Here is a 25,498-nt window from a genome sequence, read left to right on the forward strand (position 1 = left end):
TTAAAATATAACCTCAAGTTTATTCTTGGGGTTTTTTTATGACTAATTAACCAACCAACTACAACACGATTATGTACACGTTGCCAAAAATTGAACGTTTTAATCAAGATGTTCTCTCAAAATACCACATTTATAATAGTGTTTTTATAACATTACCCTTTGATTCTATTGATAATACGGGAGTTTTACTCCCTTTATTTACAGAAACTTGCGAAACGGGTTTTAGAAAACAAGAAACACCAAAAGAAATTTTTGATTTCTTCTCAAATAAATACTTAAATAATGCTTCTGAAAAAGAAAAAATCGATTTAATGTTTCGATTTATTCAATATATAGAACGTCAGATTGTATTGTTTGATGCTATTGAAGATGCTGCTTTTCCAGCCGTTAATAACATGGAAGGACGTGGATCCTTGCGTGATATCAAAGAAAAAACAGATGCTAAAGAAAAAAACGAGGAACTAATCGAATTTCTGGAAAACTTTAATGTCAGAACCGTTTTAACGGCACATCCAACACAATTTTACCCTGGGCCAGTTTTAGGAATTATCAATGATTTAACGGACGCTATTCGCTTAAATGATTTACTAAAAATAAAGCAGTTATTAGCACAGCTTGGAAAAACACCTTTTATTCAGAACGAAAAGCCAAATCCTTATGACGAGGCAGTAAGTTTGATCTGGTATTTAGAAAATGTGTTTTATGCAACTTCCGGTGAAATTGTTCATTATTTACAAAAGAACATTCTTCACGGAAGTGCTATCAAAAACCAATTAATCAAACTTGGTTTCTGGCCAGGTGGTGACCGTGATGGAAATCCATTTGTTACAACTGAAATTACTTTAAAAGTAGCGGAACGTTTGCGTACTTCTATTTTAAAATGTTATTATGTTGAAATGAGAAATTTAAAAAGAAAGCTAACTTTCTCAGGTGTAGATACTTTGGTAGCAGAACTTGAACATAAACTTTACCGTTCTGTTTTTTATTCTAAAGGTGAAATTTATATCACTTTGGAAGAATTACTAGCGCAATTAAATAAAATCAGAACGATTATTATCGAAAAACACCAGTCGTTGTATCTTGACGAATTGGAAGCATTTTTGGTAAAAATCAATTTATTCGGATTTCATTTTGCAACTTTAGATATTCGTCAAAATAGTAAAATTCATGACGCCGTTTTTAAAGATGTGGTGAATCACTATTTAAATTCGGATTCAAAAATTTTCCCGGAAAACTACTTTGAATTATCTGAAAGTGAAAAATTAGATGTTTTATCTAAGGTTAAAGGACAATTAAATCCGGCTGATTTTAATGATGAAATTACAAGATCAACATTAGAATCAGTACAAGCTATTAAAACCATTCAGGAGCGCAACGGTGAATTTGGTGCCAATCGATATATTATTAGTAACAACGAAAGTGCATTGAACGTAATGGAAACTTTCGCTATGATTCGTTTAAATAATTGGGAAAATCCAACTGTTGATATCATTCCGCTTTTTGAGTCGGTTGATGATTTGCAGAATGCACACGAAATTATGGAGCAGTTGTATACGAATCCAGAATATTCGAAGCATTTACAAGCGAGAGGAAACAAACAAACTATAATGCTTGGTTTCTCTGACGGAACTAAAGACGGTGGTTATCTGATGGCAAACTGGAGTATTTATCAGGCTAAAATTTCATTGACTGAAATCTCAAGAAAATATGGAATTGATGCCATTTTCTTTGATGGACGTGGTGGACCTCCGGCTCGTGGTGGTGGAAAAACCCATAAATTCTATGCTTCTTTAGGACCAAAAATTGAAAACAACGAAATTCAAATTACAGTTCAGGGGCAAACGATCAGTTCAAACTTTGGAACTTTAGATTCATGTCGTTATAATATTGAAAACTTGTTAAGTGCCGGTGTTACGAATCAGGTTTTCAGCAAAGAAGACAACGAATTAAGTGCTGATGAAACTCAAATTTTGACTCAATTAGCTGATTTAGGATATGATAAATACTTAAGTTTTAAAAATCATCCTAAATTCATTCCGTATTTAGAAAAGATGAGTACGTTGAAATACTACTCTAAAACAAATATTGGAAGCCGTCCGTCAAAAAGAAGTAAATCAGAATCACTAGATTTTGCGGATCTGAGAGCAATTCCGTTTGTTGGTTCATGGAGTCAATTAAAACAAAATGTACCAGGATTTTTCGGAGTAGGTTCTGCTTTAAAATATTTTGAAGAAAGCGGTCAATGGGATAAAGTAAGTGATTTGTACCACAATTCATTGTTCTTTAAAACATTGTTAGAAAACAGTATGATGTCATTGGCAAAATCATTTTTACCCTTAACGGCCTACATGCGAAATGATCCTGAGTTTGGTGAATTCTGGCAAATTATCTATGATGAATTTTCAGAAACAAAACGCCTTTTACTTAAAATTGCTGGTCATAAAACACTGATGGAAAACTATCCTGATGGTATAGCATCTATTCAAATAAGAGAACGTATTGTATTGCCATTGTTGACGATACAACAATATGCTTTATTAAGAATTAACGAATTAAATAATGATAAAAGTGCCAATGAAGAGATGATTAAAGTTTATGAAAAAATCGTAACAAGATCTCTTTTCGGAAACACAAACGCGAGTCGTAACTCTGCTTAAGGATTAGAAAATTTAAATTTATTTTATAAAAAAACAGTAAGAATGAATTCAAGTCAATTATCAGAAAACGAATATTCAGGTGGATTTACAACATATATCAAAGAAGCCGGAAATGTAAATTTGATCGAAGAATTAGAAATTTCGCTGCATGATTTTATCAGGTTTGTACAAAACATTCCTATGGATAAATTTGATTACCGATATGCGGAAGGGAAGTGGACCATTAAAGATATCATTCAGCATATAATAGATTGCGAACGTATTTTCGCTTACCGTGCTTTACGCTTTTCAAGAAATGATCAAACACCTTTAGCAAGTTTTGAGGAAGATGACTATGCAAATAGTACAGCTTCAAACAGCAGAAGTATTCAGGATTTATTAACTGAGCTTTCTGCGTTAAGACATTCAAATTTATTGTTTTACAAAAGTTTATCTGAAGAACAGCTTAAAAGAATTGGAACAGCTTCAAATAATCAAATTTCTGTTCGCGCTTTAGGCTTTGTTATTATTGGACATCAAAAACATCATCAAAATGTTTTTCAGGAGAGATATTTATAAACTCTCCATTAACTATAAAAAAAAACCTGTGAAGTAAATTTCACAGGTTTTTTTTGTTTTAACAAAAGACTATTTATTTCGTTCCACAATAGCGAGACCAAATCGTATCTTATCGTAAGATAATTTTTCTTCAAAATGATCGTAATAAGGCTTTAGTGCTGTAGGATATTCAAGCTCCACTTGTGCTTTGTGTAATTGCTTAACTTCATCATCCGTAACAAACTGACTTAAATTAATGTCTGCGCCATCAACATATAATTTCGCTAAATGCGAGATAATAGTAGTTTGTCCCAAATTACGTTTCTTTGCAATTTCCTCAATACTATTCCCATCCTTAAAAAGCGCTAAAGTTGTTTTATAAGTGTTGCCTTCTTTTTTTACTTTAGTATTTGCCTTTTTTACTTTTTCATAATAAGTAATTGCATCTATAAATTCCGAGCCATACTTTTCAAGTTTTGCTTTACCAACTCCTTCAACCGCAAGGAATTCCTCATCATTCATTGGTTTTAAAACTTCCATTTGCCTTAGAGCAGCGTCACTAAATATTACATAAGCCGGAACATCTTCATCCTTTGCAATCTCATAACGTAATTTTCGAAGTATTTCAAAAAGAGAATTTTTAACGGTTTTAACTTTTGTCTCTTTGATTTCGTTTTTATCAATTACTTTCTTAACAACCGTGGTCAGTTTTACTTTTTCACCTTCGAATAATACTTTTCTAGCAAAAGCTGTTAATAAAATTTTATTATGTTGGTGAAAGGCAATTTCACAATATCCCAAATTAATTAACTGAATCAAATATTGATTCCAGTCATACCATGAAATATCAGCGCCAATTCCGTACGTTTTTAAGCTCTGATAATTTTTTTCGTAGATATACGCGTTTTTTGAGCCTCTTAAGAAATCTACAATTACAGCCAATGGTTCAGATTCCTGTAAACGGCTAATTGCCGACAATGCTTTTTGCGCGAGAATCGTACCATCGAAAAATTTTGGAGGATTGTTGCAAATATCGCAGTTACCGCAATTCTCTTTAACCAGTTCGCCAAAATAAGAAAGCAGAATTTTTCTTCTACAACTCAATGCATCGGCATATTGTTTCATTCTTTCAAGCTTTGCCAGCTGAACATCAGAATTCAAACCTTCCGAAGCGAATTTCTGCAACTGAATTACATCAGCGTAACTTTCAAATAAAACAGTTTCCGCTGGTAAACCATCACGACCGGCGCGACCAATTTCCTGATAATAGCCTTCTATATTTTTGGGTAAATTGTAATGAATCACCCAACGAACATTTGATTTATCAATTCCCATTCCGAAAGCAATAGTCGCGCAAACTACCTGACAATCATCATTTATAAAATCATCCTGTGTTTTCGCGCGAAGTTTATTATCTAAACCGGCATGATATGCTTTTGCAGAAACCCCGCTTTTTTGTAATTTCTGAGCTAATTCTTCTGTTGTTTTTCTACTTAAGCAATAAATTATTCCAGATTCGTTAGGTTTATTCTCAACGAAATCAATAATTTGTTTTACACGATCCAATGCTGGACGAACTTCTAAACTAAGATTTTTTCTGTCAAATGAAGCAACGAAAGTTTTCGGATTTTTTAAATTTAATTGTTTTGTAATATCAGTTCGGGTTGCCTTATCAGCTGTAGCAGTCAATGCCAGGATTGGAGTAGAAGGGAAGCGGTTTTTCAAATAGCCCAAATTGGTATAAGCAGGTCTAAAATCATGTCCCCAAGATGAAATGCAATGCGCTTCATCGATAGCAATTAAGCTAATTGTCAATTCATTAAAAATAACATCCAGATAAGATAAACTTTCCGGAGCTATATAAACGAGTTTAAAATTATCAGATCTTAAATTGTCAATATAAAATTGTTGCTCTTCACTTGATTGGCTGCTATTAATATAACAGGCATTAATTCCATTTGTTTTTAAACTATCAACCTGATCTTTCATCAAAGCGATTAAAGGAGAAATAACAATTGTAATTCCGGGTAAAACCAAAGCTGGCAACTGAAAACAGATTGATTTTCCTCCACCGGTCGGCATAATAGCTAAAGTATCCTGACCACCAAGTATCGTATTGATTATGGTTTCCTGATTTGGACGAAATTTTTCAAATCCAAAATTCTCTTTTAATTTGGCGTGTAGTAGCTCTGTATTCATTCGGGCTTATTTTTTTAAATATTAAATTTAAAGAAATTTCTTATAAAATATGGAAGTAATAAATTTATTATTTAAAGAAAATGTCAAGTTACTGGTTAATAAAAAAAGGAACTCCGAAATAGAGTTCCTTTAAATTATTTTAAAGAGATAAATTAATCTTCATCTTCTTCATCATCATCTTCGTCAGCAATATCATCCGGATCTCTATCCTCATCGTCATCATCACCACCATCAACATCTGGCTTGTCTTCTTTTTCATCTTCTTCGTCATCGTCAGCATCATCATCAAGATCAAGACCTTTTACTGGCTCGATAGTATCAACGTCAAGATCAATATCGTCATCTTCATCGTAATTCTCGATTCTATCAGCAAGTTTAGTACTAATTTTTACTAAATAAATAGTGTCTTCAGTACGAACTTCAACAGCTTCGATCAATTCGTTTTTAGCATTTCTAAAACGGATAACATCCGAATCATCATAACCATCAGGAAATTTTTCAACCAAAAGATTCAAAATTTCATTGGTAAGTTTAGCGTAGTCTACTATAACTCTTTTCATAAAAATATACTATAAATCTAATAAATAGGCAAAAATTAATGGAGCAACAATTGTTGCATCCGACTCAATAATAAATTTTGGAGTTTTGATATCTAATTTACCCCAAGTGATTTTCTCATTTGGAACTGCTCCAGAATAAGAACCATAACTAGTTGTTGAATCTGAAATTTGACAGAAATAACTCCAAAACGGAATATCATGCATTTCCATATCCTGGTACAACATTGGTACGACACAAATAGGGAAGTCACCCGCAATACCACCACCAATTTGGAAGAATCCAATTCCGTTAGCGCTATTTTTTGGATACCAGTCAGCAAGGAATGTCATATATTCAATTCCTGATTTCATGGTAGATGCTTTTAAATCGCCTTTAATCACGTACGAAGCAAAGATATTTCCCATTGTACTATCTTCCCATCCCGGAACGATAATTGGTAAATTTTTCTCTGCAGCAGCGTACATCCAGCTATCTTTTAAATCTATCTCGTAATACTCTTCTAATACACCAGACAACAACATTTTGTACATGAATTCATGAGGAAAATAACGTTCTCCTTTATCATCAGCATCTTTCCAGATTTTGTAAATGTGTTTTTGCAAACGACGAAATGCTTCATGCTCAGGAATGCAAGTGTCAGTAACACGATTTAATCCTCTTTCAAGCAAAGCCCATTCGTCTTCTGGTGTTAAATCACGATAATGTGGCACTCTTTCGTAGTGAGAGTGTGCTACTAAATTCATGATATCTTCTTCTAGATTGGCTCCAGTACAAGAAATAATTTGTACTTTATCTTGTCTAATTATTTCGGCAAAAATTTTACCAATTTCTGCTGTACTCATAGCGCCAGCCATACTTACCATCATTTTAGCACCATTTGCCAGTTGTTGTTCGTATCCTTTTGCGGCATCAACTAAAGCAGCAGAGTTAAAGTGTAAATAATGTTTTTCAATAAACTGACTGATTGGTCCTTTCATTTTTTTGTTTTTTTTTTTGAATTAAAAGTTTAACCTTTTAGATGATACTGCAAATTAATAATTTAATAGATATTAACATTTAATTTGCAAGCTTTTTTTTATACTTTTTTTGTGTAGCCTAAAATCTTTAAAACATCGTCAGAAGTTTGTTGTTCAGAGAAAACTTCAGTTCCAATAATTCCATTTTCATCACGATCTATTAAAATATGTTTTGGCTGTGGAATCAAACAGTGGTGTAGACCTCCATATCCTCCAATTGTTTCCTGATACGCTCCCGTATTAAAGAAACCAATATACAATGGCTTTTCTTTGTTGTATTTAGGCAAATAAATAGCGTTCATATTTTGTTCTGAATTGTAATAGTCGTCACTATCGCAAGTCAATCCTCCTAATAAAACCCGCTCGTATGTATCATTCCAACGGTTCACCGCCAGCATAATAAAACGTTTGTTTATAGCCCAAGTATCTGGCAAAGTGGTAATGAATGAAGAATCAATCATGTTCCATTTCTCTCTATCATTTTGTTGTTTTTGATACAAAATCTGATAGATCGCGCCACCGCTTTCACCTACTGTAAAAGATCCAAATTCTGTAAAAATATTTGGAACATCAACTTCGGCTTCATCGCATGCAATTTTAATCTGATTGATAATTTCATCAATCATATATTGGTAATCATATTCAAATGCTAGAGAGTTTTTAATCGGGAAACCGCCTCCAATGTTCAAGCCATCAAGAGTAGGGCATTCCTTTTTAAGTGCAATGTATACTTTAATACATTTTACCAACTCATTCCAGTAATATGCTGTATCGTTAATTCCGGTATTGATAAAAAAGTGAAGCATTTTAAGCTCTAATTTATCATTTTCCTGAATTTGTTTTTTATAAAATGAAACTATGTTCTTGTATCCAATACCCAATCTTGATGTATAAAACTCAAATTTAGGTTCTTCCTCAGCTGCAATACGAATTCCGATTTTAAATTTACCTTTTATTTCAGCCTGAAGCAAATCTAATTCTTCATAATTATCAATGATCGGAATAGTGTTTTTATGTCCGTTATTGATTAGTCTTGCAATGTTGGTAATATACTCGTCTCTTTTAAAACCATTACAAATTACATACGTACTCTTGTTGATTTTACCGTTTTCTAACAAATTCTCAACAATATTGATGTCAAAAGCAGATGAAGTTTCAACATGAATATTATTTTTAAAAGCCTCATTCATAATATATTCAAAATGAGAGCTTTTTGTACAATAGCAATAGTAATACTTTGCTTCGTACTTGTTTTTTTCCATCGATTTTCTGAACCAGGCTTTTGCCTTATTAATGTTTTCAGAAATCTGTGGTAAATAGGTAAATTTTAAAGGGGTACCGTATTGTTCAACCAATTTCATCAAATCAATATTGTGAAACTGTAGGTTGTCTTTGTTTAATTTAAATTCCTCTTGTGGAAAGTAGTAAGTCTGATTAATTAGATCGGAATATTTTGTATTCATTTATTTTTCAATATTTTAAGTTGTAATTTTTAAATTTAGTAAACGGTGCTAAATCTAAAATTCAAACCCTAATATTGGCAAATACTATCTCTAGTTTTTCATGTTCTGCTTTCGAGCACGAAAACACATCAAAACAAAACGGACTTTTACTATTATAAAAACGGTTCAACATTCTTAGTAAAGAACTATTGAGGCGGTTTCTATAAGAACTAAAGTGTCTTTGTTTTTTGTTTGTTTTCATCGTGGCAAATGTAAAAAATAATATATACCTAAAGCAATGCTTTTGATTAAAAAAAGTTTAAGATTTATAATCCTGAAACGCATCTAGAATCAATTTATTTTCAACGGATTGATTAATTTTTATTTTTCCGATTCCTTCAATCAGGGCAAATTGAATTAATCCGTACTCATTTTTCTTGTCATGAATAAGGAGTTCTAATATCGGGTCGATGTCATTTTCTTCAATTTGAACATCATCGTAAATGTTTTTAAGAGCTGTTTTAATTTCGGCATATTCTTCAGCAGAAATTAAACCTTTATGTAATGAAATATAGCTTTCTAAGATCATTCCAATTGCGATTGCCTCACCATGCAATAACGTAGTTTTAGTCTCACTTTCTAAAAAATAGCTTTCTATTGCGTGCCCTAATGTATGGCCAAAATTTAATGCTTTACGAATATTTTTCTCCGTTGGATCCTGAATTACAATGTCATTCTTAATTTCAACTGAACGATAAATAAGCTCATCAAAGTCAGCATAATCAATTGATTTTAAATCTAAAAACTGCTTCCAATAGGCTGCATCATATATAAGACCGTGTTTTAGCATTTCGGCAAGACCAGAGCGCATTTCGGCTTGTGGTAATGTTTCAAGATATTGTGTATCAATTAAAACCATTTGCGGAACATTAATAACACCTATCTGATTTTTAAGATTTCCTAAGTCAACACCTGTTTTTCCACCAACAGAAGCATCAACCATAGATAGTAATGTAGTTGGGATATTAATGAAGTTCACACCACGTTTGAAAGTTGAAGCTACAAATCCACCTAAATCAGTCACAACACCACCACCAACATTTATTATAAGTGATTTTCTATCAGCTCCAAGTTCTGTTAAAACATTCCAGATCTGAATGCAGGTTTCTATGTTTTTATTTGCTTCTCCGGCTTCAAATTCAATTATTTCGATATTTAAATCGGCTTCAAGTAAAGGTAAAAATTTAGGAAGGCAATGTTCATTTGTTTCATTATCAACTATAATAAACAAGTTAGAATATTTATTTTCTTTTAAATGTGTATTTAGCGCTTCGTATGCATTTTGATTGAAATGTACGAGATAATTATTGGCTTGAATAGATTGCATATTTATTTTTGGTTTATGAAACCACAAAATACGGCATTTTTAACTAAATAATATTCAAACTTTGTCTATAATTTGTTGTAAAAACGGCTTAAATAAAATGGTATTAAATAACGAAATTCTGTTTTGTGGTATTTTTTTGTCATTTTATAAAATGTTGCTTTTGTTAAAACCTATTTTAGTACTTTAACAATATTGAACGCAAAATACGACCCGTTTTTATAAATAATATTCAAAACTCTCTCTATATTTGCACAAAAAACAACCTAAATGGAAAAAATATTCGATAACACTCAAGTAGCTTTCTCGCTTAAAAGTGATACTGAACTTGACAGAGCTTATTTTCTTTTTAAAATGATTGACAGCGAACCTTTGGTAAGAATTGGAACTGCTGTAACTAATTTTGCAATTAAAGCGCACCTTCCGGTTGAAGGATTGATTCGTGCAACGGTTTTTGATCATTTTTGTGGAGGAATAAATGAAGATGATTGCATGACTGTAGTAGATAAAATGTTTACAAAAGGCGTTTCATCTGTTTTAGATTATTCAGTAGAAGGAAAAGAAGAAGAAGCTCAATTTGATGCAGCTTTAGAAATGACTTTAAAAACAATCGAATTTGCTAAGGAACGTTTAGCAATTCCGTTTGCTGTTTTCAAACCAACAGGTTTAGGTCGTTTTGAATTATATGAAAAATTAGGCGAAAAGCAAACTTTAAACCCAGCAGAACAAGCAGAGTGGGATAGAGTAGTAGCACGTTTTGATAAAGTTTGTAGTGAAGCACACAAAAAAGATGTTGCTTTATTGATTGATGGTGAAGAAAGCTGGATGCAGGATGCTGCGGATGATTTAGTTACCGATATGATGCGTAAATACAACAAGGAGAAAGCAATTGTTTTCAATACCTTACAAATGTACCGTTGGGATCGTTTGGACTATTTGAAAAGATTACATGAAATTGCAAAAGCGGAAGGTTTTTTCATTGGAATGAAACTAGTTCGTGGTGCTTACATGGAAAAAGAAAACAAAAGAGCGGAAGAGAAAAACTATGTTTCGCCAATTTGCGTATCTAAAGAAGCAACTGATATAAACTATGATGATGCTGTTCATTATATGTTAGACCATTTAGAAACGATGTCAATTTTTGCAGGAACTCACAACGAATTGAGTTCTTATAAATTGATGGAGATGATGCAGGAAAGAGGAATTGCTAAAAACGATCAAAGAATCTGGTTTGGACAATTATACGGTATGAGTGACAACATCAGTTATAACTTAGCTGAAAATGGTTATAACGTTGCTAAATACTTGCCATTTGGACCAGTAAAAGATGTTATGCCATACTTAATTCGTCGTGCTGAAGAAAACACTTCTGTAGCTGGGCAAACAAGCCGCGAATTATCAATGATTAAAGCAGAACGCAAAAGAAGAAAAGGGAAATAAAGAAGTGAATTTCCAAAGAATAAAAAATCCAAATTCCAATTGTCACGATTGGAATTTGGATTTTTTTTTATTGAAATTTTATCTAATTTTTAGAAAGAAACCTGGCATTGCAATACCACCATACCTAAACGATCACTTTGTTTGTACTCACCAACTAACGTTTTATCAAAAACGGCTCTATTTTGATAGTTCAAACTGATTTTCGGACCAAAAGTACCAGTAGTATAATAATTTGCTCCTAATTCATACATTGTCATTGGTTCATCCAATGCTTCTAAAGCAGCGATTTGAGTTGCTACATAAGGTTGAAAACGTCCTTTCTTTTCCTGATTGTCTGATTTTGCAAATAAATAACCCAATTGAGCATAATAGATATTTCCTGTCCCAACTCCAATAAAACCAGCACCAGATCCATTAATTAAGCTTCCGTCTCCAACAGCAGGATTTGGTGTTGATACAGATTGAATATAGTTTTTACCATAATCACAATTATTATAAGAAGCATAAGCTGTTATAGCATTACCTTTCTCACTTAGCGGACTGTCGTAGAAAACATCAAAACCTAAAACTTTCATATCGTCATAAGCAATCGTTGTATCCTGAGTCAGGTGCCACATTGCTTTTGCCTGAGTTAAATAACCCAATGCCAGATTGAAAACTTTCTTTGTTCCCAAATACGTTCCTTTGTGGTAGGCGTCTTCTAATGATTCTTTATCAAAGAAAGAATACGTTAGAATTCCGGAATATTGAGCTCTTGGTGTTTCTGTACTTACTGTAGAATTTAGTCCTAGATTATTTGTTGAATTTCGATACGGATTAGTAACTGCTGCACGGTAATTAAATTTTCCTAAATCACCCTTTGCATAAATACTTAAATTTCTATTTCCGAAAGTCGATGATGTATTGATAAACTGTTGATACATTGGAGTATCTAAGGTTAACTGAGAAGAAGAACTGTTTGCAGAATAACGCGTTGTTCCAGCTCCCCAGGCCGTTAATCCACCACCAACATGAAGACTTTTGTTAAAATGATATTCTCCTAAAGCGTCCATTACAGAAAGCGGGGCATTGGAAGGTCCGTTATTTTGTGTAAAATTGATATTGTTCTGACCAAATTGTAAATGGAAAAAGATGTTTTCTGTCAGCATTCCCATTGCCTGCAAACGTAATCTTCTGATTACAATATCATAGGTGTCATCAACTTCATTTGTGCCAATTTTACTTCCAGCGTTCAATTCAGCATAACGCCCCCAAACCTGAAGATTCATTCCGAATTTAATGTATTGAGATCCGTTTTTGGAGATATTCACTACATTGAAAGGTTTGTCTTGTGCGAGAGCATTAATAGAGTTTAAAGCAATAAATAATAAAATCAGAATAATTCGTAAATGTGGCATTTCAATAATTTAAAAGGTAGTTAATGTTATTTTTTGTTAATTAAGAATTACTAAATTGAAGATTACTAAGGTTTTTATAAATACCATTTTCAAGGTTTATAAGTTCCTGATGCGTTCCTTCTTCTGTAATTTTTCCGTTATCTAAAACTAAAATTTTATCAGCGTTTCTAATAGTCGAAAGACGGTGCGCAATAATAATGCTAGTTCTTCCTTCCATCAATACTTCTAAAGCTTCCTGAACTAATTTCTCACTTTCGCTATCTAAAGATGAAGTTGCTTCATCTAAAATTAAAATACTTGGATTTTTAAGCAAAGCTCTTGCGATTGCAATACGCTGACGTTGTCCACCAGATAATTTCACACCGCGTTCACCAACCAATGTTTCAAATTTTTCAGGGAAACCTTCCACAAAATTTAAAGCATTTGCCTGTTTTGCAGCCAGCATAATCTCTTCATCGGTAGCGTCTGGCTTTCCGTATGCAATGTTTTCTCTAATTGTTCCTCCAAATAAAATTACATCCTGAGGCACAATACTCGTGTTTCCACGAAGATTTTCTAAGTCATAATTGTAAATGTTTTTTCCATCCACCAGAATTTCTCCTGAAGTTATATCGTAAAAACGTAGTAATAAAGAAGAAATAGTAGATTTTCCCGCACCACTAGGCCCCACAATGGCTATCTTTTGACCAAATTCGGCGCTAAAATTTACATCTTTTAAAACTTCGACTTCCTTACGGGAAGGGTAGCTAAAAGCAACATTTTTGAAAGAAACAGTACCTCTAATTTTTTCAATAGGTGTTGTTTTAGGATTGGCGTTAATTGCTTCCGGAGTTTCTTCTAATAATTCAAAAACTCTTTCAGTAGCTCCAACTGCTTTTTGAATTTGAGCATACATCTCGGCAATTCCACCAAAAGAAGCACCAATAAAAGTGGTGTAAAGCACGAACGAAATTAAATCACCCACACCTTCAACTTCTCCTTTAATTGTCAATGTAATTCCATACCAAACAACGGCAACCACGCATCCAAAAAGGCATAAAATAATGAATGATGCAAAGTAACCTCTATATTGACCGCCTTTGATAGCGATTTTTACAATTTCTTTAATCTTATTTTTGTAACGCTGAATTTCGTACCATTCGTTGGCAAAAGCTTTTACATTGCTAATTCCTTGCAGAGTTTCTTCAACAATTACCTGACTTTCTGCTACTTTATCTTGTGTCTTTTTTCCGTATTTACGAATAAATCTTCCAAAAATAACAGCTGCAACGGCCACAATCGGTACAATAGCCAGCATCATTAAAGTCAATTTCGGGCTAATGTTTCCTAAAATAACAAAACCTCCAACAATTAATATAAACTGACGTAAAAACTCAGCAATTGTTGTAGTGAAAGTGTCTTGCAATTGTGAAATATCAGCGCTAATACGGCTATTTAATTCTCCAACACGTTTCTGAGAATAAAACCCCATTGGCAGTTTTACCAGATTTTCATATAATGCAAAACGAATATTTGAAAGTGAGTTTTCTGTAAAATTTACAAATAATGAAATTCTAAAGAATGAAAAGATAGCCTGCAGTGTTAGAATTACCATAAGTGCAACAGCAATTTCATTTGCCCTGCTTAAATCTTTATTGGTAACACAGTCAACCAGCATTCCCATTAATTTAGGAAAGGCGAGGGCAGTGGCACTAGTGAGTAAGAGGAAAATCAAGCCAAGGAAAAATTTCCATTTATGGCCTTTACCATATTTAAAAATTCGGATTGCTTTTTGAAGGGAGTTAGAGTCTAATTTAGCTTTAGGTAAATCGTTTTCTTGAAATCTAGCCATTTGAGTATACTATTAAGGTATGCAAATGTAAGACTCTAACGAGTGAATACAAAAGAATATTCTAAATTACCTTTTCAGTTTTCGATTTTTAACTGAATAATAAGAAAGCGACAATTTTTATTTCCTTTTTAAGAAGCTGAAAAATAGCTTAATAAATAAAAACATTAAAAAAATTTTCACTTTTTTTCGAAAAACACTTGCAAATACGAATTCTAGCTGTATATTTGCACTCGCAATCACAAACGATAGCAACCTAGTAAAATAGGGCGATTAGCTCAGCTGGTTCAGAGCACCTCGTTTACACCGAGGGGGTCGGGGGTTCGAACCCCTCATCGCCCACAAAAGACAAAAAACGCCAATGGAAGACATTGGCGTTTTTTTTTCTCTAAATCGGATCAAAATTAATTACAGATTTAGGGTCAAAATTTAGCAAGTTTTTACGCAAAGTCCTCCATTATTTTACTTTTATGGTTTATAAAAACCAAAATTACCCTGAAAATTATTTTAAAATTAATTTTACCCCCACTAAACCAATTTTACCCAAAAAGCAAATAATAAAATAGTTTGGTGTTAAATCAAAACAATTTTACCCTTTTTTTGATAATAAAAACTAAATTTACCTTTATGAAATTAGTTTTACCTCAAAAAACAGAAAGTAAATGAAAAAAGTAGGGTTTACATGGCTTAAGGAAAAACTAAATATTCAAGGTTTTCAACTGACGCATGAATCATATATCGGAACAACGGATAAGACCGAATTAAGTTCAACAAATTCCGTTGTACGAACATTCAAATCGAAATATGATGTAAATATTGACCATCCAATGTCTCACTTAGAATTCGCATTGAAATATGATGATTTTAACCTCGCATTCATCAAGGAAATTTTCACCTCTGTTGATCACCAAATTATAGTTGACTACATCAGAGAAAATCCAAATAGAAAATATCCAAGAATCATTGGTTACTTATATGAGTTTACTGGAGGTAAATCTATTCAAATTGAAATTACTGCAACTAATTACGAGAATATATTAAACTCATCTCGATATATAACTGGAGATATTACAAAAATAACTAAATGGAAAGTAAATGATAATCTTCTAGGGCAAAACAAATTCTGCCCTATAATAAGAAGAACTGCTGAACTTAGCGAATTACTCGATTGGAATATTGAAGAAGCTATTGAAAATCTAAAACACGAATATTCTCCAGAAATTTTTAAACGAGCAAGCTATTATCTTTATAAAAAAGAATCAAAATCTTCCAGTGAAATAGAGAAAGAAGAACCATCACAAGACAGAATGGAAAAGTTCATAGCATTACTGGAAGAAGCAGGACAAAAAACTTTTGAAGAATCATTATCAGAAACCGAATTGGTACGTTTACAAAACATCATAGTTGATCCTAGATATGCAGATGATAGTTTTAGGAACTTTCAAAACTATATTGGTCAAACAATGAGAGACTATACACAGAAAGTACATTACGTATGCCCTCCTCCAGAATATGTAAAATCTCTGATGCAAGGGATACTCGACTTAAATAAAAAAAACAGTTCTACTAAAACAATTATAAAAGCCTCAATGGTATCATTTGGATATGTATATATCCATCCATTTGAAGATGGTAACGGAAGGATTCATCGTTTTCTTATTCATGATATTCTGGTACGTGACGGTATTGTACCTAATGGAACGATACTTCCTGTTTCTGCTCAAATACTTGCCAATATGGGTGAATACGACACTATTTTAGAGTTACTTTCTAAATTGATTGAACGAAAGGTAAAATATAATCTTGATGATACAGGAAAGATGATTGTTAATAACGCTTCAGAAATAGAAGCGATATATCGATTTCCAGATCTAACCAATCATACCGTGTTTTGGGCAAGAGCAATACAAGCTACAGTTAATAATGATATTCCAGAAGAACTGTATTTTCTTCAATGCTATGATAAACTTAAAGACGATATACAAAACATAGTTGATATGCCCGATAATAAAGTTGACCGTATGATTTTGTTTCTTCATCAAAACAAAGGAAAACTGGCAAGTCGTAAACGTGATTTTTACAAGGAGCTGAGTGATGATGAAATAGAGCAAATGCAACAAGCTTATGATCAAGTATTCTTAAAGAAAAAACACATAAACGAATAAAACATTTGATCAAATAACACTATAAATCATTAGGTATTTTTAAATTCTAGAGATCAAACAATGTCTTCATCAACACCACTAGATACAACTCAACTATTCAAATCTATTTTTATGGGTAGAGAAGATGTATTTGCTGTTCGTTGGGAGAAGTCAGGAAAGTCAGGCTATACACCAGCTTATCAATATGATCCATATCATTATCGAGTACATAAAATGAATGGAGGAACTTTTCAAAATTATCCTCATAAAACTTATTTGCCTTTTAACGAAAACGAAATCCAAAAACATTTAGAAGGTATTCAGCAAATAGGAGTTTACCCATTACTCACAAATAACACTTCATGGTTTTTGGTAGCTGATTTTGATAAACAAAATTGGAAAGAAGAAGCTGTAAATTTCCTAAATGCTTGTAATGAAAAAAATATTCCCGTCTATTTGGAGCGTTCACGTTCAGGCAATGGTGGGCACGTTTGGATATTTTTTGATAAGCCATATCCTGCGATCAGAAGTAGAAAGGTTTTCATTTCTATTTTGGAACAATCAGGAGCTTTTTCAATGTTTGATAAAAGCTCTAGTTTTGACCGATTGTTTCCCAATCAAGATTTTCTTTCGGGAAAAGGTTTAGGAAATCTGATTGCTTTACCACTTTTTAAACCTGCATTGAAAAAAGGAAATAGTTGTTTTATAAAACCAGAAACTTTTGAACCTTATCCTGATCAATGGCAATTTTTGAAGGAAATTGAAAGAGTTACAACAGATGTATTGGAACATTTATATCGGGAAATTTCAATGGTGCATAATTTACCCATCGCAAATACCACTGAAAAACTGACGATTTCGCTCAAACAAAATATCTGTATTCAACGAGACAAATTAACCACTTCATTAATCAACTTTCTGAAAGAAGAACTGAATTTTGCTAATTCAGAATTTTTTATCAAAAAGAATTCTGGAAAAAAAACATTTGGAACGGAACGTTATTTTAAACTTGTTGAAGAAACAGAAAATGAAGTCATTATTCCAAGAGGTTTTATTGGAAAACTTTTGCGTTTTTGCAAAGAACAAAATCTTGATTTCGACTTTAAAGACCAAAGAAAACTAAAAGAATCTATAAATTTTTCTTTCAATGCTATTTTGAGAAATCATCAGAATAAAGCCATTGAAGCTGTTTCAAAAAAGGAATTTGGCGTTATTGTTGCTCCGCCAGGTTCAGGAAAAACACTTATCGGATTGAAGATTATTGCAGAGAAAAAACAGCCCGCTTTAATCGTTGTTCACCGTAAACAATTATTAGAGCAATGGCAGGAACGAATCCAGACATTCCTAGGAGTACCTAAACACGAAATTGGCATTATTGGACAAGGAAAAGCAAAAATTGGAAAGCAAATTACTATTACCACAATTCAAAGCTTGCCAAAACAAATAGAACAAGTTCAAAATCAGTTCGGAACTATCCTTGTCGATGAATGCCATCATATTCCAGCAGAAACATTTCGAAATACTATTGAAAAATTAGAAACGGTTTATCTCTATGGATTGACGGCAACACCATTCAGGAAATACAACGACGGAAAATTGATTTTTACTTTTATTGGTGAGATAATTTGTGAGATTGCAAGTAGCGAAATTGAAAACTTTAAACACGCTCAAGTCATTGTTAGAAATACCAATTTGGATGTTCCCTTCAATTCCAAAACTGATAATTTTGAGACGCTTTCAAAAATCCTAGTTCACGATTCAGAACGAAATAAACTTATCCTGAATGATATCAAATCAGAACTTTCCAAAGGTAAACGAATTGCTATTATTACTGAAAGAAAAGAACACATTGACACACTTTATCTTTTTCTAAAACAATCTTATGAAGTCATTACCCTTAGTGGAGAAGATTCAGAAAGTAGTACAAAATCAAAATGGCAAATCTTACTACAAGGCAATTTTCAGATATTAATAACTACAGGGCAATATTTCGGAGAAGGTTCTGATTTGTCAAATATTAACTCCTTGTTTTTGGCATATCCTTTTTCGTTTAAAGGTAAATTGATTCAATACATTGGTCGTGTACAACGCTCAGAAATCAATCCGACTATTTATGATTATCGGGACATCAAAATTGATTACCTGAATAAGCTTTTTTTGAAACGAAACATCTATTACCGACAAATAGCCCGACAAGCAAGTTTGTTTGATAAGCCAACAGAATTTATTCCAGAAAATCAAAATTTGGTAATCGATAGGCAGATCAAAATATCTATAGAAGTTTTGGATTTTAGATATGGTACTATTGGTTTTGAATATATTGATAAAGAAAGTAATCAACGATTTGATTTTGAAATAGAAAATGAAGAATTTCGACCAGAGTTTGAAGTGCTTAAACCGTATTTTATTAATGTTTTAAAATCAAAATCGGTAATAATTAACATTTTTGCAGAAATAGCAAACGGTGTCATTCTTTCACAGTTAGCAACTTCCTTAGACATTGAAAACATCAACAAGGAAATTGTTGAAAATGTAAAATTTCAATTTCTTAATAAAAGTTTTATTGGTCAGAGTCCTATTTCAAAAGCAAATATTCTAACGCCTGATGAATTACCGAAGGACAAAAATATTTATTCAAATACGGAGGACATATTAGAAGATTTACTAAAAGGTAGACAATACAAACATTCTAAACATATTCAGTTTTTTGCAGACAAACACGAAAGAAATGTGATGAAATTAAGGTTTGTCTTGCAACCTTTTTCATTTGTTTTTTTGGTTGTTGGAGAACAAAAATATCATATTGTTTTAGAAACATTAGACACAGAGGAAGCTACTTATATTTGGCATATTCCCAAAAGTAAATCTGTACTAATTGATACTGTAAAACAAATTGACAAAGAACTAAACATTATCAGAGAAAAAGGACGACAAGCTTATTTAGAAACAAATCCACAAAATTTTTTAAGAATTGTTCACGACTATTCAGACAATAATAAAGGATATATAGTTTGGAAAGCACAAATAGAAGAAAGATTAATCTAAATATCATTGCTAATGATTTCAAAATTTTAAATCATTTTAGACTTTCAAAAAAAGTCAAAATAGGTATCAAGTGTTCGATTGTAGTCCCTGACAGCCCACACAAAGACAAACAACGCCATTGGATTCCAATGGCGTTGTTTTTTATACTTCACAAATTGCTTGCCTTAATTTTTTTATGGATCAATCTCAAAATCTGAAGAGAAATTTTATATCTCGTTCGTCCGGAACTCTTTATAAAATCCCGAAGAAATGATTTATTGCAGCGAAAGATTTTAATCCCATCATTTAAAATAAAATACTAAATGATTTTCTTTATTCCTGGAATTAATAAAATAAGTGATCCCAGTACAAAACTACTTAGCACTATTAATGGAGCAATAGCTAGAAGTTTTATTGCAGGATCAATAGACCAGCTTCTTACCGCTAATGTTAGTACTACAATTACAAACGGATGAAAAATGTAAACAGCAAAACTACAGCGTGATACTTTAGTAAGTAGTTTTGAATAAATATTCCAGTTTCTTTTTCCTTTAATTAATAATGCTGTTATTATCGATATACCGATCCATTGTTCCCAAACTGCATATAATAATGCCTGCCAATGAAGACCTCCGGAAAACCAAGAAGAGGGTGTGTTTAGCTTGAAACTAATGACAAAAAATAATGGAAAAAACAATAAACATAACATTGCCGATCTTTTCAGCTGTCTGCCTGTTTTTTCTGAAAGTTGATCGAACCAATTGTTTTTTGAAGCCAGTAATCCGATAATGAATAGTGCAATATATTGTGAAAAATGCCCAAGCTGAAATCCAACTGGTTCAAGAACCCATCCAACAGGAAATATAATTCTAACCAAGAAACTAATAATTCCTAATGCTAATGCAAATAATAATATGGCACGCGTGTTAGGTGCTGCCACAGGTTTGTCGAAGTTAATTTTGAATATTTTTTTTACTGCTGCATAAAGTAATGTAAAAAGCAAAAGTGCCGCCACAAACCATGTAACTCCTAAGTCAATCCAACTATCGTAACCGCTTAGATATTCAAAATAAGTGATATGATTTTTTGTAAAATAATAGACCAGATAACACATGAATGGTGTAAGGATAAAAGAATAGAATACTATAGGAATTCCTAATCTCGTTAATCGGTCTTTAATAAATTTTGAAGCTCCTTTTCTAGAATACGAAGAACCGGTAAAATAGGCTGCCAATAGAAAAAAATACCCCATAAAAAAAGACTGATTGATACTAACGAACATTGTCATAACAGCACGTGCACCTAAAAAGCTGCTTGGTTCATTATAATACCAGCCTCCCGAAGAACTGTAAGCAATTAAAGTGTGATGAAGTACCACTAAAATTGTCAGTAAAACTTTGATATTATCTATATATAATAATTTGTTTAAAGAGCGAGAATCTTCATTTGAAACAGCTGTTGCAGTTGGCATAATAAATAGGTTTTGCGTTATTTATGGCAAACGTACAACAAGAAAATACAGCCAGAGCAAGGGTTGTTACTAGCAACTAGCTTTTGTGATAAGCAACAAGCTTAGGCAATGTTTTTATTTTGAAGCTGCTGATAACAGCTATTAAAGTTATCGATTTGCTTTCTTGAAACAGGTATTTTTATGTCGGTTTCTTTAAATGATAATACATAACCCTGGGAGTTTCCAGCTACTTGTTTGATCTTATACATATTTACTAAATAGGTTCTGTGACATCTAAATAAGTGCGGGTAATCTGTTATTTGAGTTTCAAATTGAGTTAAAGAAATTCTTTTTACTTCTGTAGTCATTTGATGGCCATTCGATTTTGTTAACTCAATGTAATTGCCATCTGCTTTTGCAAAGAGTAATTGGTCCATATCCAGTAAAAAATCATCTTGTTTTACCTGTGTGGTGATAAAAATATTAGATTTTAAAACTGTTTTTTCGGGTTTAACTGTCAGCGGGGTAAATTGCAGAACAAATGGCGATCCTTTTTTTGACTCAAAATAGAAAGTTGATAATCGTAGAAAAAAATAGAAAAATATACCCGCAACAAAACAATTTCTGATTTCTTCAAAGAAATAATTCCATGACCAGTTGTTTGGATTGTTATAAAGTAAATCTCGCATCAAGAAACTTGCTGTACCAATTAAAACTAATAGCGCTCCAATTTGAATGAATTCTTCAAGTAAAGTCCATTTAGTTTGATTCTTCGTTTTTCTGAAATAATTCAATACTCCAAAATAAACAAATAAAATTATTGCCGGAGCTAAAGCATGTAAAAAACAAATAAAGAAATAATGCATTTTCAGTTCCGGATCATAAACTCCAAATGGTTTAAACATTAAAAGAAAAAGTAGAATGATAAGAAATACAACAATAGAGCTTTTGATAAGATTTTCAAACTTATATCGTTGAGGATATTCAATTTCATTCCTCAAATGTTCTGTATTGATGTAGAATCGCATATTAAAAATTTATTTTGGGAATAAAAATACAAAAAATAGAAAGCGTATAGCTTTTGGAACTATTTAGATTTGATAATATCTAAAAAAAGCAAAACACTTTGAAAAGTACTTTTATTTTTTTTTGACTTAAATGGAATATTAACTTTGAATAAAACTATTTTAAGTTATCAAAAAATGTCAAAACTGAGATCAGGTGTTCGATTGTATTCCCTGACAGTCCACCAAGAAACTCCTTAAGAAATTAAGGAGTTTCTTTATGTTTATTAGTTTTTAGATTCTCTTTGCGTTCACGAGCGAGACGCTCGCGCTAGCAGGGATCAACACGAAAACTGTGGAGTAAAAAAAATTTACCGCAAAGCACGCAATGTTTTTTTTTCTGCCGTGTTTGCAGGATATTTAATAAGTTCGCAAAGCTGTATGTGATTAACCTTTGCGAGCCTTTCGTAAAGTCTTTGCCAACATTAGAAAATAAAAAAATTACCACAGAAAACACTAAATTTTATTGATCCAGCTTTGTGAACTCTGTGTTTTTCTATGGCATTCAAAGATAAAATCTTAGTGATCTTTGTGGTAAAAAATAATTAGTAAATACATTCCTTATTTTTCCACAACATTTATCGTTGATCCGTAATTAATGGATAACAATACTACTAATTCCTTTTTCCAATGCCGTATCTTGTACTACCGTTACGTGAAGTCCTTCTGCTCTAAATATAGTAAGATCTGTCATTCCTAACGCGCCTAAAAAAGATTTTAGATAAGGTCCTACAAAATCATTGGCTTTGCCTTGTTCATCAGTATAAATACCACCTGAACTCATTGCAACATATATTTTTTTTCCAGTTACTAAGCCTATCGGCAAACCTTCTTTGCTGTAACCAAATGTAATTCCACGGCGAGTGATATGGTCTATCCAAGCTTTAAGAGAACTGTGAATAGTGCGATTGATAAGTGGTGCTCCGATTACAATGATATCTGCATCGAATAATTGTGCTACCAATTTGTCCGACAAAATAAGTCTCTGTTTTGTTTCTTCTGTTTGATGCTCTGTTGGCGTAAACATTGCCTGAAACGTTTCTGGACTAAGATGAGGAATATTACCTTCTACCAAATCCAATTGCTCAACAGTACTATTAGCATATTTTTCCTGAATTTTTTCTACGATAGCATTCCCTAATTTTTTACTGTACGACTGTTCACCCATTATGCTGGAATTAAGTTGTAATATTTTCTTTGAATTCATTTTCTATCTTTTTATGATTTATTGATACAAAGGTAAATTCAATAAGTATTGAAAAGATAGTAGTTACCCAAAGGAAAGCGGTTACTTTTTAGAAAGTTGGTATATTTACAATATGAAAACGACTAGTAAAAACGAGGAAATTTCGAAGGTAGAATGCGGGAGCAATTTGAAGAACGTAATAGATGCTTTATATGTACTAAATGGCAAATGGAAATTACCAATTGTTTTGAGTTTGGTAAATGGCTCCAAGCGATTTAATGAAATCTTGAAAGATGTTGAAGGTATTTCTCCCAAAATATTAGCACAGGAACTAAAGCATTTAGAACAAAACGAATTGATATTGAGAAATGTATATGACACTACGCCTGTGAGCATTGTTTATGAAGCATCGTCATACAGCGAAACTCTGAGAGAAGTTTTAAGAACTTTAAGTGAATGGGGAGCTGGTCATAGAAAGAAGATTACTGGAAAATAGTAAACTAATTTATCTTTTAGTTTACTGCTATACCCTCTTTGGTTAATTAAACGAATGCAAGAAATCGCTATATTACAATTCATTTTTTATTTTTTGTAAACTGTTTTAAGGTTGTAATATTGAAATCTTCCTCAAATCCTGCAAAAAATGGTTCGTAAACAGGTTCGTAAGGACCACCAAGAAACTCCTTAAGAAATTAAGGAGTTTTTTTATGCTTTATATTTACTATCTTTCTGCTGTGGACACGGATTACAAATGGATCAAAGCAAATTTGCTATCAAATATTGTAAATGACCTTGCAAATTATCTAATCCATTGAAATAAAATATTTAATCTGTAAATTTGAGTGAATTAAAGAAGAGCAAAACGAAAAAAAACAGAAATTGACTGCACAGCCCATCATCGAAAATTTTAAAAATTATCTTCCATTAAATAAAGAAGAAAGTTCATTATTAAACAAAAGGACGGCACAACGACAAATCAAGCGCAGACAAATGATTTTGCAGGAAAACTTTGTTTGCAGACATTACACATTTGTAGTTAAGGGCTGTTTTAAAATGTATAGCGTCGATGAAAAAGGCTGTGAACACAATATTAGTTTTGCGGTCGAAAATGAATGGATAGCAGATTTAGGGAGTTTCTATTCAGAAAAACCAAGCAAACTATTCATTGAAGCAATAGAACCTTCTCTTATCCTGCAAATTGAAAAGCAAGACTTACTTTACTTATTCGTTAATGTGCCGAAGTTTGATCGAAATTTCAGGGTTATTATTGAAGAAAAATTTATTGAGCTTCAAAATCGTTTATTGCAAAATATTAGTTCAAATGCAAATCAACGTTACTTAGATTTTTTGGAACAATATCCAAAACTTGCATTAAGATTGCCTAATACTCAAATAGCTTCTTATCTTGGCATTACACCTGAATTTCTTAGCAAAATTCGTAGTGAAACTCAAATTAAATAGCTTTTACTCTTAATCTATATTAAGACAATTTCTTAAAATTGTTTATTGGCTCTCTACAAATTGCCATTGTACATTTACATTATAAATTTTAAAAATGGTAAAATGACAAATCACAAAAATTTCTTTAAGCAATTTGTTGAATTTATTAATACTGCTGATGAAAATTTAGCGCAACAGCTTATTAATCCAACAGCAAAATTTTATGTACCAGGTCAACTAGAGCCTCTTATTGGTCCAACAGGATATTTGGCAACTATTTGGATGATGCGTGAAGGATTTCCTGATATCCAATGGTATTTAGAAGAAATAATTTCAGAAAACGATAAATCTGCTATTCGTTTTACAATGACTGGTACACATAAAGGAACTTTTTATGGAGTCCCTCCAACTGGAAATAGCATTAAAGTACAAGCTACTAATTTTTATCGTCTTACTGATAATCAGATTATAGAAGAATATGGACAACCTGATTTATTAGCATTATTGCAACAAATTGGAGCAGTACCTAAAAATTAATAAAATAATATTCTGATAAAATGAAAGATAATAAGCATAGGATTCAAAAATAAACCTATCTAATATTAGTTAACTTCATTCTTTGAATTCCACAAAAAAGCGCCAAGTTTAATTAATACTCAGTCCGACTGCGGTTACAAGCGGATAGTTTTTTAGCATCCTTCTTATTTTATATTTTCGAAAAATATCAAA

The 25,498-nt window shown here is 32.2% G+C and carries 18 protein-coding genes and 1 tRNA gene; 9 read left to right on the top strand and 10 right to left on the bottom strand.

Annotation, left to right across the window (positions count from 1 at the left end; genetic code table 11):
* Positions 1-71: 71 nt before the first annotated feature.
* Positions 72-2,657 (top strand): phosphoenolpyruvate carboxylase, encoded by a 2,586-nt coding sequence (locus Q7C23_RS05525; protein WP_375031567.1) that lies wholly within the window; start codon positions 72-74, stop codon positions 2,655-2,657.
* A gap of 42 nt (positions 2,658-2,699) precedes the next feature.
* Positions 2,700-3,215: a DinB family protein gene (locus Q7C23_RS05530; RefSeq protein ID WP_375031568.1), complete on the top strand. Its 516-nt coding sequence runs from the start codon at positions 2,700-2,702 to the stop codon at positions 3,213-3,215.
* Positions 3,216-3,284: 69 nt separating this feature from the next.
* On the opposite strand, the gene recQ is transcribed toward Q7C23_RS05530, so the two are convergent.
* The 5 genes from recQ to aroB form a co-directional block, all read right to left on the bottom strand.
* Positions 3,285-5,393, bottom strand: a complete 2,109-nt coding sequence (gene recQ, locus Q7C23_RS05535; protein ID WP_375031569.1) for a DNA helicase RecQ — start codon at positions 5,391-5,393, stop codon at positions 3,285-3,287.
* 152 nt (positions 5,394-5,545) lie between these two features.
* Positions 5,546-5,953 carry a DNA primase gene (locus tag Q7C23_RS05540; RefSeq protein WP_375031570.1) on the bottom strand — a complete coding sequence of 136 codons (408 nt, stop codon included), beginning with the start codon at positions 5,951-5,953 and terminating at the stop codon, positions 5,546-5,548.
* 9 nt (positions 5,954-5,962) lie between these two features.
* Positions 5,963-6,931, bottom strand: a complete 969-nt coding sequence (locus tag Q7C23_RS05545; protein WP_194658961.1) for a deoxyhypusine synthase family protein — start codon at positions 6,929-6,931, stop codon at positions 5,963-5,965.
* Between the two features lie 98 nt (positions 6,932-7,029).
* On the bottom strand, positions 7,030-8,433 hold the full coding sequence (locus tag Q7C23_RS05550; RefSeq protein ID WP_026985070.1) for a decarboxylase: 1,404 nt from the start codon (positions 8,431-8,433) through the stop codon (positions 7,030-7,032).
* Positions 8,434-8,731: 298 nt separating this feature from the next.
* Complete coding sequence (gene aroB, locus Q7C23_RS05555) at positions 8,732-9,799, bottom strand: 3-dehydroquinate synthase (protein ID WP_375031571.1); 1,068 nt, start codon at positions 9,797-9,799, stop codon at positions 8,732-8,734.
* 267 nt (positions 9,800-10,066) lie between these two features.
* Here aroB and Q7C23_RS05560 point away from each other — a divergent pair, with 267 nt between their 5' ends.
* On the top strand, positions 10,067-11,236 hold the full coding sequence (locus Q7C23_RS05560; RefSeq protein ID WP_375031572.1) for a proline dehydrogenase family protein: 1,170 nt from the start codon (positions 10,067-10,069) through the stop codon (positions 11,234-11,236).
* 89 nt (positions 11,237-11,325) lie between these two features.
* Here the strand turns inward: Q7C23_RS05560 and Q7C23_RS05565 are convergent, their stop codons facing one another.
* Together Q7C23_RS05565 and Q7C23_RS05570 are read right to left on the bottom strand one after the other, a co-directional pair.
* Complete coding sequence (locus Q7C23_RS05565) at positions 11,326-12,633, bottom strand: porin (protein ID WP_375031573.1); 1,308 nt, start codon at positions 12,631-12,633, stop codon at positions 11,326-11,328.
* Positions 12,634-12,673: 40 nt separating this feature from the next.
* Entirely contained in the window at positions 12,674-14,464 is a 1,791-nt protein-coding gene (locus Q7C23_RS05570) for an ABC transporter ATP-binding protein (protein ID WP_375031574.1), read from the bottom strand.
* Positions 14,465-14,728: 264 nt separating this feature from the next.
* Between Q7C23_RS05570 and Q7C23_RS05575 the strand changes: the two genes are divergently transcribed.
* The 3 genes from Q7C23_RS05575 (at position 14,729) to Q7C23_RS05585 (ending at position 19,650) form a co-directional block, all read left to right on the top strand.
* Positions 14,729-14,803 (top strand) — tRNA-Val (locus Q7C23_RS05575).
* Positions 14,804-15,123: 320 nt separating this feature from the next.
* Entirely contained in the window at positions 15,124-16,626 is a 1,503-nt protein-coding gene (locus tag Q7C23_RS05580; protein ID WP_375031575.1) for a Fic family protein, read from the top strand.
* Positions 16,627-16,686: 60 nt separating this feature from the next.
* On the top strand, positions 16,687-19,650 hold the full coding sequence (locus tag Q7C23_RS05585) for a DEAD/DEAH box helicase family protein (protein WP_375031576.1): 2,964 nt from the start codon (positions 16,687-16,689) through the stop codon (positions 19,648-19,650).
* A 298-nt stretch (positions 19,651-19,948) separates the two neighbouring features.
* Here Q7C23_RS05585 and Q7C23_RS05590 read toward each other — a convergent pair whose 3' ends face one another.
* The 3 genes from Q7C23_RS05590 to Q7C23_RS05600 all read right to left on the bottom strand — a co-directional run bounded on the left by Q7C23_RS05590 (position 19,949) and on the right by Q7C23_RS05600 (position 23,350).
* Complete coding sequence (locus tag Q7C23_RS05590) at positions 19,949-21,100, bottom strand: acyltransferase family protein (RefSeq protein WP_375031577.1); 1,152 nt, start codon at positions 21,098-21,100, stop codon at positions 19,949-19,951.
* A gap of 101 nt (positions 21,101-21,201) precedes the next feature.
* The gene (locus Q7C23_RS05595) at positions 21,202-21,984 is read right to left on the bottom strand and encodes a LytTR family DNA-binding domain-containing protein (protein WP_375031578.1); all 783 of its coding nucleotides are present in this window, start codon (positions 21,982-21,984) and stop codon (positions 21,202-21,204) included.
* Between the two features lie 754 nt (positions 21,985-22,738).
* Complete coding sequence (locus tag Q7C23_RS05600) at positions 22,739-23,350, bottom strand: FMN-dependent NADH-azoreductase (protein ID WP_375031579.1); 612 nt, start codon at positions 23,348-23,350, stop codon at positions 22,739-22,741.
* 112 nt (positions 23,351-23,462) lie between these two features.
* Between Q7C23_RS05600 and Q7C23_RS05605 the strand changes: the two genes are divergently transcribed.
* The 3 genes from Q7C23_RS05605 to Q7C23_RS05615 all read left to right on the top strand — a co-directional run bounded on the left by Q7C23_RS05605 (position 23,463) and on the right by Q7C23_RS05615 (position 25,306).
* The gene (locus Q7C23_RS05605) at positions 23,463-23,825 is read left to right on the top strand and encodes a winged helix-turn-helix transcriptional regulator (RefSeq protein WP_375031580.1); all 363 of its coding nucleotides are present in this window, start codon (positions 23,463-23,465) and stop codon (positions 23,823-23,825) included.
* Positions 23,826-24,208: 383 nt separating this feature from the next.
* Complete coding sequence (locus Q7C23_RS05610; protein ID WP_375031581.1) at positions 24,209-24,790, top strand: Crp/Fnr family transcriptional regulator; 582 nt, start codon at positions 24,209-24,211, stop codon at positions 24,788-24,790.
* 102 nt (positions 24,791-24,892) lie between these two features.
* Entirely contained in the window at positions 24,893-25,306 is a 414-nt protein-coding gene (locus tag Q7C23_RS05615; RefSeq protein ID WP_375031582.1) for an ester cyclase, read from the top strand.
* The last annotated feature ends 192 nt before the right edge of the window (positions 25,307-25,498 follow it).

The organism is Flavobacterium sp. LAR06 (assembly GCF_041946075.1).
Classification (GTDB): Bacteria; Bacteroidota; Bacteroidia; order Flavobacteriales; family Flavobacteriaceae; genus Flavobacterium.

What these genes read in the sequence shown, in the direction of transcription:
- Q7C23_RS05525 (WP_375031567.1), top strand. Translation starts at nt 72, where the DNA reads ATGTACACGTTGCCAAAAATTGAACGTTTTAATCAAGATGTTCTCTCA.
- Q7C23_RS05530 (WP_375031568.1), top strand. Translation starts at nt 2,700, where the DNA reads ATGAATTCAAGTCAATTATCAGAAAACGAATATTCAGGTGGATTTACA.
- recQ (WP_375031569.1), bottom strand. Translation starts at nt 5,393, where the DNA reads ATGAATACAGAGCTACTACACGCCAAATTAAAAGAGAATTTTGGATTT.
- Q7C23_RS05540 (WP_375031570.1), bottom strand. Translation starts at nt 5,953, where the DNA reads ATGAAAAGAGTTATAGTAGACTACGCTAAACTTACCAATGAAATTTTG.
- Q7C23_RS05545 (WP_194658961.1), bottom strand. Translation starts at nt 6,931, where the DNA reads ATGAAAGGACCAATCAGTCAGTTTATTGAAAAACATTATTTACACTTT.
- Q7C23_RS05550 (WP_026985070.1), bottom strand. Translation starts at nt 8,433, where the DNA reads ATGAATACAAAATATTCCGATCTAATTAATCAGACTTACTACTTTCCA.
- aroB (WP_375031571.1), bottom strand. Translation starts at nt 9,799, where the DNA reads ATGCAATCTATTCAAGCCAATAATTATCTCGTACATTTCAATCAAAAT.
- Q7C23_RS05560 (WP_375031572.1), top strand. Translation starts at nt 10,067, where the DNA reads ATGGAAAAAATATTCGATAACACTCAAGTAGCTTTCTCGCTTAAAAGT.
- Q7C23_RS05565 (WP_375031573.1), bottom strand. Translation starts at nt 12,633, where the DNA reads ATGCCACATTTACGAATTATTCTGATTTTATTATTTATTGCTTTAAAC.
- Q7C23_RS05570 (WP_375031574.1), bottom strand. Translation starts at nt 14,464, where the DNA reads ATGGCTAGATTTCAAGAAAACGATTTACCTAAAGCTAAATTAGACTCT.
- Q7C23_RS05580 (WP_375031575.1), top strand. Translation starts at nt 15,124, where the DNA reads ATGAAAAAAGTAGGGTTTACATGGCTTAAGGAAAAACTAAATATTCAA.
- Q7C23_RS05585 (WP_375031576.1), top strand. Translation starts at nt 16,687, where the DNA reads ATGTCTTCATCAACACCACTAGATACAACTCAACTATTCAAATCTATT.
- Q7C23_RS05590 (WP_375031577.1), bottom strand. Translation starts at nt 21,100, where the DNA reads ATGCCAACTGCAACAGCTGTTTCAAATGAAGATTCTCGCTCTTTAAAC.
- Q7C23_RS05595 (WP_375031578.1), bottom strand. Translation starts at nt 21,984, where the DNA reads ATGTTTAAACCATTTGGAGTTTATGATCCGGAACTGAAAATGCATTAT.
- Q7C23_RS05600 (WP_375031579.1), bottom strand. Translation starts at nt 23,350, where the DNA reads ATGAATTCAAAGAAAATATTACAACTTAATTCCAGCATAATGGGTGAA.
- Q7C23_RS05605 (WP_375031580.1), top strand. Translation starts at nt 23,463, where the DNA reads ATGAAAACGACTAGTAAAAACGAGGAAATTTCGAAGGTAGAATGCGGG.
- Q7C23_RS05615 (WP_375031582.1), top strand. Translation starts at nt 24,893, where the DNA reads ATGACAAATCACAAAAATTTCTTTAAGCAATTTGTTGAATTTATTAAT.